General features: G+C 38.7%; 8 protein-coding genes. 6 read left to right on the top strand and 2 right to left on the bottom strand.

The features are described from left to right. The first annotated feature begins 72 nt into the window (after window positions 1-72). The 6 genes from BIZ36_RS12130 to BIZ36_RS12155 all read left to right on the top strand — a co-directional run bounded on the left by BIZ36_RS12130 (window position 73) and on the right by BIZ36_RS12155 (window position 9,069). Window positions 73-336: a DUF4834 family protein gene (locus tag BIZ36_RS12130; protein WP_187458174.1), complete on the top strand. Its 264-nt coding sequence runs from the start codon at window positions 73-75 to the stop codon at window positions 334-336. A gap of 133 nt (window positions 337-469) precedes the next feature. Then, a complete protein-coding gene (locus BIZ36_RS12135; protein WP_187458175.1) occupies window positions 470-2,908 on the top strand; it encodes a YfhO family protein in 2,439 nt (812 codons plus the stop codon). Window positions 2,909-2,950: 42 nt separating this feature from the next. After that, the gene (locus BIZ36_RS12140; RefSeq protein WP_187458176.1) at window positions 2,951-4,222 is read left to right on the top strand and encodes a glycosyltransferase family 4 protein; all 1,272 of its coding nucleotides are present in this window, start codon (window positions 2,951-2,953) and stop codon (window positions 4,220-4,222) included. A gap of 55 nt (window positions 4,223-4,277) precedes the next feature. Beyond that, window positions 4,278-5,741 carry a lipopolysaccharide biosynthesis protein gene (locus BIZ36_RS12145; RefSeq protein ID WP_187458177.1) on the top strand — a complete coding sequence of 488 codons (1,464 nt, stop codon included), beginning with the start codon at window positions 4,278-4,280 and terminating at the stop codon, window positions 5,739-5,741. A gap of 107 nt (window positions 5,742-5,848) precedes the next feature. Further along, window positions 5,849-6,673, top strand: coding sequence for a hypothetical protein (locus BIZ36_RS12150; RefSeq protein ID WP_187458178.1), 825 nt, complete (start codon window positions 5,849-5,851; stop codon window positions 6,671-6,673). A 92-nt stretch (window positions 6,674-6,765) separates the two neighbouring features. Further along, the gene (locus tag BIZ36_RS12155) at window positions 6,766-9,069 is read left to right on the top strand and encodes an FdhF/YdeP family oxidoreductase (RefSeq protein ID WP_187458179.1); all 2,304 of its coding nucleotides are present in this window, start codon (window positions 6,766-6,768) and stop codon (window positions 9,067-9,069) included. A 73-nt stretch (window positions 9,070-9,142) separates the two neighbouring features. Here the strand turns inward: BIZ36_RS12155 and BIZ36_RS12160 are convergent, their stop codons facing one another. After that, window positions 9,143-10,321, bottom strand: a complete 1,179-nt coding sequence (locus tag BIZ36_RS12160) for a hypothetical protein (RefSeq protein WP_187458180.1) — start codon at window positions 10,319-10,321, stop codon at window positions 9,143-9,145. A gap of 184 nt (window positions 10,322-10,505) precedes the next feature. Further along, window positions 10,506-13,283, bottom strand: coding sequence for an excinuclease ABC subunit UvrA (uvrA, locus tag BIZ36_RS12165; protein ID WP_187458181.1), 2,778 nt, complete (start codon window positions 13,281-13,283; stop codon window positions 10,506-10,508). Window positions 13,284-13,397: the final 114 nt, after the last annotated feature.

A 13,397-nucleotide genomic window follows, 5' to 3' on the forward strand; every position in this document is an offset into this window, starting at 1 on the left:
CTTAATTTTAGCAGTTGTATCCTGCTATTACAACGTGAGAATCGTATTTTTGATATAATTATTGTACGAAATATGGCTTTTTTAAAAACAATCCTGGTTATCTTATTGATTTACTATCTCATAAAGATTTTAGCCAAGATGTTTGCGCCCAAAATATTCGGGTATGCAGCTAGAAAAACAGAACAGCATTTTAAGGAAAAATTCGGTGAGTTCGCACAACGGCAAAATCAGCAGGAAGAACGGGTAGGCGAAGTAATCATTGATAAAAAGCCTTCACATAAAAAGTCATCTTCTAATCAAGTAGGAGATTATATCGATTTTGAGGAAGTAGATTAAGGTGCTTTTGTCATAAATTTCCAAAGTAAGCCTACTTATTTTTACCAGATATTTCATGCATGATTATAGTAGGGGTAAGAAGGTAAAGATAAGTTCCCTATTTTAGCCCCAACTAAAACTCCATTTCCTAGTTATGCAAAAAGGATTAAAAGCCTTCTTCGTCCATTTTTTCGTTACCGTTTTTTTTGTCATTGCAGCCTTGGCCTATTTTCATCCTGTTTTACAGGGAAAGGTAATTCAACAATCGGATATTGTTCAATATACCGGCATGGCCAAAGAACAGAACGACTTTAGGAAAAAATCAGGGGAAGAACCCTATTGGACCAACAGTGCTTTTGGTGGAATGCCCACCTATCAGCTAGGTGCTTACTATCCACATGATTATGTAAAAAAACTGGACCGGATAATTAGGTTCTTGCCTAGACCGGCAGATTACTTGTTTCTGTACTTTATTGGTTTTTACATTTTACTTTCCTGTCTAAAGGTCGATTTTAGGCTCGCTGTGGTAGGCGCGCTCGCTTTTGGGTTTTCCACCTATTTGATAATTATATTGGGTGTGGGGCATAATGCCAAGGCCCATGCTTTGGGGTATGTACCAATGCTAATAGGGGGAATTGTTCTTGTTTTTAGAAAAAAATACCTCTGGGGCTTTATTTTAACGGCAATTGCCATGGCTTTGGAAATTGGTGCCAACCATTACCAAATGACCTATTATTTCATGCTTTTGGTGCTCATTTTGGGTGTGGTGTATTTGGTTGATGCAATTAAAAAGAAGGAATTAAAACACTTTTTTTCCTCTGTTGGTATTTTGTTAGTGGCCGTTGTTTTAGGAATTGCTGCCAACGCCACTGGTCTTATGGCTACCAAGGAATATGCAGACTGGAGTACAAGAGGTAAATCACAATTGACCATTGAACCGGATGGTGCGACTAAAGAAAATACCAATGGTTTGGACAAGGCCTATATTACCCAGTATAGTTATGGGATTGCAGAGTCCTTAAACATTTTTGTACCAAGACTTTTTGGAGGTTCAAACGGTGAAAATTTAGGAGAGAATTCCAAGAGTTATGATTTTTTGATTGATCAGGGTATTCCCCGGAGGCAGGCCTTGAATTTTTCTTCGGCATTGCCTTTGTATTGGGGAGACCAACCAATAGTGGCGGGGCCTGCATATATTGGAGCCATTATATTTTTTCTTTTTGTGCTTGGTCTTTTCTTGGTAAAAAGTAAGGCCAGGTGGTGGTTGTTAGGAGGGGTTATTATGTCTCTTTTGCTTTCTTGGGGAAAAAATTTCCCTGTTCTTACAAATTTCATGATCGATTACTTTCCCTTGTACGATAAGTTTAGAGCGGTCTCATCCATACAGGTTGTCCTTGAGTTATGTGCGCCTGTTTTAGGGATTCTAGGTCTCAAAAAATTATTTGATTCTTCCGTAGTTTTATCCGAAAAGTTGAAAGCCCTAAAATTCTCATTTTTTATTGTGTTTGGATTAGGGGTACTTATCTTTTTAGTCAAGGGAACCTTTGATTTTGTAGGTCCCAGTGATCAATTTCTAATCAGGAACTATGGAGATGAATTGGTTTCACTTATTCAGGCAGATAGGAGAGCTGTTTACAACAACGACCTTTTTAGGTCTATGCTCTTCATTTTGCTTAGCGCAGTTGCCCTTTGGTTGTTCATAAAGGAAAAGCTGAACGCTAATATGACCATTGCCGCCTTGGGTATACTTATATTGTTAGATTTGGTAGGGGTAGGGCGTAGATATGTAGATGCCGATGATTTTGTGTCCAAAAGAAGTATGAACGAGCCATTTCAAGAAAGTGCCGTGGACAAGGAAATAGCTAAGGATGAAAGTATCTTTAGGGTATTTGACCCGTCCGAAGGAATCAACGGGGCAAGAACATCCTATTACCATCAATCCATAGGTGGGTACCATGCGGCAAAGCCAGCAGCGTTGGAAGATTTGTTCAGTTTCCATATTTACCAAGGAAACATGGGGGTGCTTAATATGTTGAACGTGAAATACGTAGTTCAGCAAGACGAGGAGGGTAGGAGCTATCCTGCCGTGAACCCGGATGCAAACGGAAACGCTTGGTTCGTGAGCTCTATTAAGAAGGTTGCAAATGCGGATGAGGAAATAATGGCCCTGGCAGATTTGGATACTTCCCAAGAAGCGGTAGTTTCGGAAAATAATGCGGGACAATTGAATCGTTTTGAATTTCAAGTAGACTCCCTTGCAAAAATAACTTTAACGGATTATGAGCCTAACCATTTGGTCTATAAGTCCCGAAATGAAAATGCTGGCGTGGCGGTATTTTCTGAAATGTATTACCCCCATGGTTGGAATGCGTATGTAGATGGCAATCTAAAAGAACATTTTAAGGTGAATTATAGCCTAAGGGCCTTACGTTTACCGGAAGGCGAACATACCATTGAATTTAAATTTGAACCCGAAGTAGTAAAGATAGGAAGCCAAATTACCTTGGCATCATCCATATTGTTGGGTATTGCTGTTTTTGCGGGGGTTGGTTTTACTTTTTTCTCACCTAAAAAGAAAAAGGAGGGTAAATAGTTCACGGGCATCCCCAAAGCCCTACCAGAGACACATCAGCCTATGAAAAAAGTGCTTATTGTAACTTATTATTGGCCCCCAGCAGGCGGCCCGGGCGTACAACGTTGGTTAAAATTTGTAAAGTACCTTAGGGATTTTGGTATGGAACCAATTGTTTATGTTCCGGAAAATCCGCATTATCCAATCGAGGATTCCACCTTGGAAAGAGAAGTGCCAAAGGATATTAAAATACTTAAACAACCTCTTTTTGAGCCTTATGGATTGGCCAAGTTATTTTCATCCAAAAAGACCAAAAGAATAAGCTCTGGTATTATACAGACTAAAAATCAGTCAATAGCAGAAAAATTCATGCTATGGGTAAGGGGCAATTTTTTTATTCCGGATGCTCGAAAATTCTGGGTAAAACCATCGGTAGCATACCTTAGCAGAGTAATTGAGGAAGAGCAAATACAGACAGTTATAACAACGGGCCCGCCCCATAGTGTGCATTTGATTGGTCATCAATTAAAAAATGCCAAGTCTGTTAAGTGGGTTGCGGATTTTAGAGACCCATGGACCTCTATTGGATATCACAAGAAGTTGAAACTCACTAAGGCGTCACAAAAAAAGCATAAGAACTTGGAGCGGGAAGTTTTAAATGGGGCCGACCAAATTGTTGTTACGAGCGCCACTACAAAAAAGGAATTTGAAACTTTAACTTCAAAACCCATTGAGGTAATCACCAACGGCTATGATGTAGGTCCTGCTGTAGAATATTCTTTGGATAGAAATTTTACCATAAGTCATATTGGATCCTTATTGACAGGGAGAAATCCCATCAATCTTTGGAAAACCCTTTCCAGGTTGGCATCTGAAGACCCTGTATTTAGGGCGGATTTGCAACTGGAATTTATGGGGGTGGTAAGTAAGGACGTCATGGATAGCATGTACAAAAATGAGCTGGGGCCGTACATTAAAATGCGAGGCTATGGTACCCATACGGATGCCCAGCGTAGGCAAAGGCAGTCACAAGTATTGCTATTGGTAGAAATAGATTCCCAAGAGACCAAAGGGATAATTCCCGGCAAACTGTTTGAATACATGGCTGCCAAAAGACCTATCTTGGCAATAGGTCCTAAAGATTGGGAAGTAGGGCAACTGATTGAGGAGACCAATTCTGGAGTCGTTTTTGATTACCAGGATAAAGACGTTCTTAGAAATCAAATTTTGAAGTGGTATGCGGAATTTAAAAAAAATAGGTTGGTGTGCCCTTCTAAAAATATTGAGCAATATAGTAGGCAGAACTTAACAGCTCACTTAGCTCAACTTTTATAGCTTTCTTTGTATGGGTCTTTAATCTTACTAAAAGACTTCGTAAACTAGATTTTTCATGGGAATTGTCTTTAGACAGTCATTAAATAATTCCGTTATTACCTACGTTGGCTTTGGTATAGGAGCCCTTAATACCTTGGTGCTGTATTTAAATTTTATGACGCCCAAGTATTATGGACTCATACAGGTAATTCTTTCTGCGGCCGCTGTTTTAAACCCTATTCTGGCTTTTGGTGTTCCTAATACCTTGGTAAAATTTTATAGCACTTTTAAGGATTGGCATGAAAAAAATGGCTTTTTGACATTAATGCTTTTGCTTCCTTTACTGTTTATGCTTCCTATAGCCCTTTTAACATTTTTTGGAAATGAAATAATAGGCAATTTGTTAAGTAGGGAAAACCCCGTAGTTAAGGATTATGTTTGGCATATCTTCGTTATAGGAATGGGCATGGCCTATTTTGAGGTTTTTTATAGCTGGGCAAGAGTTCATATGAAATCGGTATTCGGCAACTTTATGAAGGAAGTATTTTCAAGGGTTGCTGTAACCCTTTTGCTCTTTCTTTTATATTATGAAGTAATTACGGTGGAACTATTCATTAATTTGATAGTTGGGGTTTATTTACTTCGCGTACTTGTAATGAAGTTATATGCCTTTAACCTTTATATGCCCAAGCTGATTTTTGGATTTCCTAACAATACCAAAGATATCCTTGCTTATAGTGCCTTTATTATATTAGGGGGATCGGTAGCCATAGTTTTATTAGAGGTCGATAAAGTAATGATCAATCAATTCATTCCTCTGGAAAATGTGGCATATTACAGTGTAGCCGGTTTTATTGCCATGGTGATAGCAGTCCCTTCCAGGTCCATGCATCAAATTACATACCCCTTGACCGCGCAATTGCTAAACGAAAGCGATTGGGAATCTTTAAGCAGATTGTATCAAAAAAGTTCGCTTACGCTGTTTGCAGTAGCCTCACTTATTTTTTTACTTATTCTTTTGAATTTGAATGATATGTACACCCTATTGCCAGAGGAGTATAGAAATGGGTTTGTCATATTTATATGGTTGGGTTTGGCAAAGGTGTACGATAGTCTTTTGGGGAACAATAATTCTATTTTATACAATTCGGATTACTACCGTTCCGTATTACTATTTGGTTTACTCTTGGCCATTCTTACCATTCTCCTAAATTTATGGCTTATACCCACTTTTGGTTTGGATGGTGCGGCTATTGCAAGTTTTTCAGCCTTGTTTATTTACAATAGCCTCAAGCTCCTTTTTGTTAAGTGGAAATTTCAAATGCTCCCGTTTACCCTCCAAACTTGTTGGGTTTTTTTGTTATCCATAGGTACCGTTGCTGTATTTTATTTCTTCAGTTTACCCTTTCATCCCATCCTTAATATACTGGTGAAAGGAGTATTGATTTCTGTTTTTTTTATTGGTATACTCTATAGATTTAGGCTGTCAGAGGATATTTATCTGGTGGTCCGAGGAATATTAAAAAAAATTGGTTTGTAGCGTTTTTGATATTTAATGTGATGTTTTAACGATTTAGCAGGTTTTAAGAAATAATTGCTAAATTTAATGGTGTTTTTTGTAATACCTTTTTGTTGAAATCGTAAGTAATGGACTGTTATATTGAAGGCAATTTAAGTGCTTCCCTTTTTCCGGATATTCTTGAGGCAGCGAGTGAAGTTGAAGTACTTCTTTATGCACTAGAACCCAATTGTTATCCAAAGGGGAGCAAGTCCAGTAAAGAATTGTCCATACTTACAGAAAAGGAGGTGCGTCAAAAAAAAGACTGTCTAATTGGATCGGGATTTACAGATGGTGAAGGGAATTATTCGGTAAAAGTTCCATATGAATATATTGATAAAGCTATATCCGTTGATTTCAAACTCTTAAAAGCACCGCGACAGAAGTCCACCAAACACAAGCCAATACAGGTTAATGTAAGAACTCTAAAACCCATATGGCGCACAAAGGACTATGGTAAGGTGTATAAATACAATTATTCTTTTCCGTTTGAATTTTGGTATAGAATTCGAACACTTTTTGATGCTTGGACCATTTACGGAAGAATCAACCTTACCACTAATCCAATCAATAAAAGACTTTCGGGTTATAAGGTGATAGCCATGGATGTAGATTGGATAAAGGATGATTTTTTGGGAGAGGCAATGACCGATTTAAAAGGAAATTTTAGAATTGACTATGACAGTTCAGATTTTAAGGTTACTTTTTTGTCTCCCTTAATCAATATAGAAACTCCTATCAGGGCCATTCCAGGACCCGGTGTCTATTTCAAAGTGTTGGATGAGAACGATACAGAGGTCTACGTAGAGGATAGGAAAATGGGACACTCAGATACCAGGAAAAATATACACAGAAGCTATTTTGTAAAATTGGAATTAAACCCACTTTTTGCATCCAATCCGAGAAAAATGTAGTCATATTAGGTCAACTTCGGTTTTTTAATTCTTCATATAAAAAAATAGGGTTAAGTTAGGGCTGCACTTACCATTTTAAGCTTTAAAATTTTATGGCAACTGAAGACTTGACAAGAAAAGTGTCCCTAACCGGGTCATTGCAATTTACAGATTTAAAATTAGGAGAACCCATGGATTACGCTGCAGGAAAACTCGGCGTAAAAGAAGCATTGAAACATGGGTTTAAAGAAATGGGAATAGTGCGTTCTATGAGGGCCTTACTGGAAATGAACCAAGAAGATGGTTTTGATTGTCCGAGCTGTGCATGGCCCAATCCAGAAAACCCTTCGCCTATAGCGGAGTATTGCGAGAATGGGGCCAAAGCCCTTGCGGACGAAGCGACCACCGAGAAAATTGGAGCCTCGTTTTTCAAAAAGTATTCAGTGGAGGAACTTTCGCAATTAAGCGATTACCAACTCAATAAATTTGGAAGACTAACAGAACCAATGGTTTTAAGACCTGGAAATGTTCATTACGAGCCTATTTCCTGGCAGGAAGCTTATAATCTTATATCAGAAGAACTACGTCGATTAAGTCACCCAGATGAAGCCATATTTTACACCAGTGGAAGGTCCAGTAATGAGGCTGCCTTCCTTTATGGGATGTTCGCAAGAGCCTTTGGTACCAATAACATGCCTGACTGTTCCAATATGTGCCACGAATCAAGTGGGGTTGCTCTTTCCGAAACTTTGGGGATAGGGAAGGGGTCTACTAAGTTAGAGGACCTATATAAGGCCGAAGTAGTAATCATTGCAGGTCAAAATCCGGGAACCAATCATCCTAGGATGTTGAGCGCATTGGAAAAATGTAAGGAGAATGGAGGAAAGGTCATTAGTATAAATCCTTTACAGGAGGCAGGTTTGGTAAGCTTTAAAAATCCACAAAACCTTAAAGGATGGGTAGGAAGCGGTGAAGCTATGGCAGATTTGCATTTGCCTGTTAGAATTAATCAAGATATTCCTTTGGTTAAACTCATTTTAAAAAAATTGGCCAAGAAAGACGCTGTAGACGAAAAGGTTTTTGACCATCAATTTATAGGTACATACGTACAAGGCTATGAGGCTCTAATGGAAGATTTGGCCCAGTATGATGAGCAGGATCTCTTGAAGAGATGTGGTGTAGAGGAAGAAAAAATAGACCAGTTGGTAGATTGGTTATCCGTAAAGAATGACATTGTAGTTTGCTGGGCCATGGGGCTTACCCAGCATAAAAATGGAGTGGAGAATATTAGGGAGTTTGTCAACCTTTTATTGCTGAAAGGAGCTTTAGGAAAGCCCAATGCCGGTACTTGCCCGGTCCGCGGGCACAGTAATGTACAAGGAGACCGCAGTGTGGGAATTATGCATTATATGGATGAAAAATTAAATGAACGGATAAAGGAACATCTCGGCTTTACTGCTCCGGACAAAGAAGGGGTAGACACTGTAGGGGCCATAAAATCCATGAATGAAGGTAAGGGTAAGGTTTTTATTTGCTTGGGAGGTAATTTTTTAATGGCTGCCAATGATACGGAATATACGGCCCAAGCCATTTCTAATTGTTCATTATCGGTACAGATAAGTACGAAATTGAACAGAACTCACTTGGTGACCGGTAAAACAGCTTTAATTCTCCCCACTTTTGGTCGTTCGGAGAAAGATTTAAAGGATGGAAACCTAAGATTTCAAACTATGGAGGACAGCATGGGTAGGGTAAGACAGTCGCGCGGTTTGCTCAAACCGGCATCGGAACATATAAAGAGTGAACCTGAACTTATAGCGGAATTGGCGCATACGTATTTCAATAGTCAACATAGTGTAGATTGGTTGGCGCTGTCCAAGGATTTTGATTTGGTAAGAAACTATATTGATAAAGTGGCCAAAGGATTTGAAGATACTACCAAGCGGTCTAAGGGTGTGGGCTATTATTTGCCCAATAATGTACGTAATTTGGATTTTAGTATGCTGCCCAATGGAAAAGCACAAATCACTCTGAATAAACTTCCTGAAGATAATTTAAAGGAAGAGGAGTACCTTCTGATGACCATACGATCCCATGATCAATTTAACACAACTATTTACGGTTTGGACGATAGGTATCGTGGGGTATATAATGAAAGAAGAGTGTTGTTCATGAACCCGAAGGATATGGAAACCAGAGGTTTTAAAAAGAGGGATGTTGTAAATATTAGTAGCCACTATGATGACACTTTGAGAACGGCCTATAAATTTCTGGTAGTTCCCTATAATATCCCCAAAGGTAATTTGGCAGCTTATTTTCCAGAAACCAATGTTTTGGTTCCTTATAACCAGTTTGCGGATAGAAGTAAGACCCCCATTAGTAAATCGGTAAAGGTTACTTTGACAAAAAACACGTAGAATTAAATAAAAACCCCCGCAGCAAATCCTATCTACTGCGGGGGCAAACAACTAACCAACCTAAAAACTACTTTTAATATCTTCTGGTACTTCTTGAAGAGCTTGACCTAGCGGTGGCACTTCTTTGTGTACGAGTAGGTGTTTTTCTAATTTTTCTTTGACTGGAACTTTTGGTTACGGCGTTACTACCCCTACTTCTAGCGGTAGGTTGCTTTACCGTAGTTCTCTTTCTTGGTGTATTATAACTTTTTGTAGTCCTGGTAACGGTTCTCTTTGCCGGAGTTCTCGTAACCGTTCTTTTGGTTACCGTATTTCCTCTTGGAGAAGTTGAAGTGGTACTTCTTCTGGTTACCGTATTTCCATTTCTGTTCGTATAAGTACTTCTTTTTACCGTTCTATTGGCTGTAGAATTTACTCTCTTACTTTCGCCTTTACGGGGCGTAGCAGTGCGAGTAGCTCTATTTTGGGCAATGGCTCTACTGTTTCTGTCCGTACGCACATTGTTGCTTCTTACGGTATTATTGTTTCTGTTGGCAACAGATCGGCTATTGCTCCTTACCGAGGTATTTCTAACCGCCACTCTACGGTCGTTTCTATAAATTTTAGCTCGTTCTTTTCTAATCTGGTTCCTCCTATAATCTCTTCCAATTTTGGCATACGCCCTTCTTTTATTAAATCTATAGGGTTTATAATATGTATATCTAACCGGGGTATAATACCTTCTATAAGGTCTATTGAATACCAGGCAGAATCCAACCGCAGGTCTTATAAATAAGGAGTGGAAAGGTCTAAAAACATAGCGTCTGTTGTAAACGTTGATAAAGCCGGTGTGGTAATCATAAAACCCTCTGGCATTGTAATATACGTTCATGCCGCCAAGTCTACGTAATCGTCCGTTTCTATAGGTGATATCAACATCTCCTACTTGAGTAACACGACCGTAATAATCATAGAATATAGGAATGTTCTCTACTTGGATTACGGCACCGTAGTCATCATATTGTACGTATGGATTGTAGTCAAATCCGGAATTGAACGTAATCCCGTTTCTTCTTCCATTTACATATCTATCGATGTAAAAATCAAATTCTCCATCTGGATATACCGAAAACGTAATGCCCTCTTCAACAAAGATAAAAGCGTCGTTGTACCTATAAGCATTGCGTTCTGCAACCTTATCTTCTGTACTGATAGCCAAAGCAGCAGAACTGCTCATAATCAAGGCCGAAAATAGTAGTACTAATTTTTTCATGATATAAGGTTTTAAGTTCCTGAATGCAATTATTTACATTCATCATGAAATAAACAAACAGCGTGCCAAAAAACAGAAAATGTTTTTAAGTGTTTGTTTTACAATGTTTTAAAATGTTTATGGGTAGGTTTTATACCGAAATTTTTTAGATTCAGATTAAAAGTAAAACCATAATTCAGAGAAATTATAGTTTTTCGGCCAGGTATTTTGCAGTAAAGGATTTGTTGTTCTTAACTACCTCTTCCGGCGTTCCCGCAACCAATAAATTGCCTCCATTTTCTCCTCCCTCGGGACCCAAATCAATAATAAAATCCGCACATTTAATGAGTTCGATATTATGTTCGATCACCACAACAGAATGTCCTTTAGCTATAAGAGCATCAAAAGATTTAAGTAGTTTTTTAATATCATGAAAATGTAGACCCGTAGTGGGTTCATCAAAAATGAAAAGTGCTTTGTCCTTAGTGGTTCCTTTCACCAAAAAGGAAGCTAGTTTAATTCTTTGCGCTTCGCCCCCGGAAAGGGTGGAGGAAGATTGACCCAAAGTTACGTAGCCCAAACCTACATCCTGTAGGGGCCTAAGTTTAGTTACTATACGTTTTTCCTTGTACAGTTCAAAAAAAGCGATGGCATCATCAATGGTCATGTTTAGAACATCGTCAATATTGGCATCGTTAAATTTTACCTCAAGTACTTCTTTCTTGAATCGTTTTCCGTGGCAGGTATCGCACTCAAGATGAACATCTGCCATAAATTGCATCTCCACAGTGATTTCTCCCTCACCATTACATTTTTCGCATCGGCCTCCATCTACATTAAAGGAAAAATGTTTTGCTTGATAGGCCCTTATTTTGGATAATTTCTGTGAAGCAAAAAGATTTCTTATATCGTCATAAGCCTTAATGTAAGTTACCGGATTGGACCTGGAAGACCTCCCAATAGGGTTTTGGTCAACAAATTCTACATGTTTGATATTTTTAAACTGTCCTTCAAAACTACTGTACTGCCCTGTTTTTTCCCCATAACCACCGGTTTCCTTGAGTATGATGGGATAAAGTAATTTTTTAACCAGTGTACTTTTACCGCTACCGGACACTCCGGTAACAACTGTTAGCATATTTAAAGGAAAGGTTACCTCTATATTTTTAAGGTTGTTCTCCCTTGCGCCCAGTATTTTGATAAATTCCTTGGATGTTCTTCTTTTCTTTGGAACTTCTATCTCTTTAGACCCATTGAGGTACCCGGCGGTAAGGGAATTTGATTTTAAAACCTTGGTTAGCGGACCATATGCCACAACTTCACCTCCATGGCTTCCCGCTTCCGGGCCAATATCTATTACTTCGTCCGCAGCTTTCATGATGTCCTCATCATGCTCTACTACAATGACGGTATTTCCTAAATCCCGTAAGGAGAGCAGTACCTCAATAAGGTTTTCTGTATCCTTGGGGTGTAGACCAATACTGGGTTCATCCAAGATATACATACTTCCCACGAGGCTGCTACCCAAGGAAGTCGCCAAATTGATCCGTTGGCTTTCTCCACCGGAAAGGGAATTGCTCTTTCTATTTAAGGTAAGATAACTTAGGCCTACCTTGAACAGGAAGCCTAACCTAGTGTTGATTTCTTTAAGTAATCTAGATGCAATTTTTTCGTCATTAGGGCTAAGGTTCAGCTCTTCAAAAAACGGAATGAGTCGTTTTATGGGAAGTTCAACCAAATCCGATATACTCTTACCATCAATTTTTACATAATCCGTTTCTTTTCTAATCCGTTTTCCTTTACAGAGATCGCACTTTGTTTTACCCCTATAACGGGAAAGCATTACCCTATTCTGAATTTTATAACTCTTTTCCTCTAGGGATTCAAAAAATTTATGGATACCAATAAAATGGGCATTACCTTCCCAAACCAATTGTTTTTGTTCTTCCGAGAGTTCAAACCAGGGTTTGTGTATTGGGAAGTCAAATTTATAGGCCGAGTTTACAAGTTGATCTCGGTACCAACCCATGGTTTCCCCTCTCCAAGGAGAAACGGCATTGTCATAAACTGAAATGCCCGTATTAGGGATAACCAAATCTTCATCTATTCCAATTACGTCTCCGTATCCTTCACATTTAGGACATGCCCCATAAGGATTGTTAAAGCTGAAAAGATGTACATTAGGCTCAAGAAAGGTGAGTCCGTCTAGCTCAAATTTATTGCTAAAAGGTGTTTTATTTCCATCCTGTAATTCTTCTATGATACATTCTCCCTTACCTTCAAAGAAAGCGGTATCTACTGCATTGGCCAATCTATTATAGAAATCTTCATCATTTTTAACGATGACCCTGTCTACCACTAAATGAAAATCACGGTCTAGATGTTCCGGTGCATTATCTATCCGAAAAACCTCTCCTTTATATTGAATACGGGCATATCCTTGTTTACTTAACAATTGAAGGGATTTGCCAACTTCGCGGTTTTCGGGAATATGAATAGGGGCCAAAAGAAGTAATTTGGTACCATCATCAAAAGTTTTTATATGCTCTATTACATCTGTAACCGAATCCTTTTTTACTTGTCTACCAGAAATTGGGGAATACGTCTTACCGATCCTCGCGTACAATAATTTAAGATAGTCGTAAATTTCAGTAGTGGTTCCCACTGTAGAACGAGGATTGGTAGAGTTTACCTTTTGCTCTATGGCAATGGCCGGGGCAATACCTTTTATATATTCTACTTTAGGTTTGTCAAGTTTGCCAAGAAACTGCCTGGCGTAGGAAGATAAGCTCTCTACATATCTTCGCTGGCCTTCGGCGTAGAGGGTATCAAAAGCTAAACTGGATTTACCCGACCCTGAAAGTCCCGTTATGACCACTAATTTGTTTCTGGGAATGACAACATCTATATTCTTTAGGTTGTGAAGATTAGCACCTTTAATGATGATGTTTTCCTTGGGATTGACGTCTAGATTCACTGTCATTTTCATATATCTTTTGCAAAGATACAATGAACCTTTATAATTACTGACTCGTATGTGCTATAGGAGTGCTCTAAAAATGAAGTTGGAAAGAATTTTGTAGGTAATACTTAATTT

Source organism: Cytophaga sp. FL35, from assembly GCF_014349235.1.
In the GTDB taxonomy this organism is placed as follows: domain Bacteria; phylum Bacteroidota; class Bacteroidia; order Flavobacteriales; family Flavobacteriaceae; genus Euzebyella.

What these genes read in the sequence shown, in the direction of transcription:
- BIZ36_RS12130 (WP_187458174.1), top strand. Translation starts at nt 73, where the DNA reads ATGGCTTTTTTAAAAACAATCCTGGTTATCTTATTGATTTACTATCTC.
- BIZ36_RS12135 (WP_187458175.1), top strand. Translation starts at nt 470, where the DNA reads ATGCAAAAAGGATTAAAAGCCTTCTTCGTCCATTTTTTCGTTACCGTT.
- BIZ36_RS12140 (WP_187458176.1), top strand. Translation starts at nt 2,951, where the DNA reads ATGAAAAAAGTGCTTATTGTAACTTATTATTGGCCCCCAGCAGGCGGC.
- BIZ36_RS12145 (WP_187458177.1), top strand. Translation starts at nt 4,278, where the DNA reads ATGGGAATTGTCTTTAGACAGTCATTAAATAATTCCGTTATTACCTAC.
- BIZ36_RS12150 (WP_187458178.1), top strand. Translation starts at nt 5,849, where the DNA reads ATGGACTGTTATATTGAAGGCAATTTAAGTGCTTCCCTTTTTCCGGAT.
- BIZ36_RS12155 (WP_187458179.1), top strand. Translation starts at nt 6,766, where the DNA reads ATGGCAACTGAAGACTTGACAAGAAAAGTGTCCCTAACCGGGTCATTG.
- BIZ36_RS12160 (WP_187458180.1), bottom strand. Translation starts at nt 10,321, where the DNA reads ATGAAAAAATTAGTACTACTATTTTCGGCCTTGATTATGAGCAGTTCT.
- uvrA (WP_187458181.1), bottom strand. Translation starts at nt 13,283, where the DNA reads ATGACAGTGAATCTAGACGTCAATCCCAAGGAAAACATCATCATTAAA.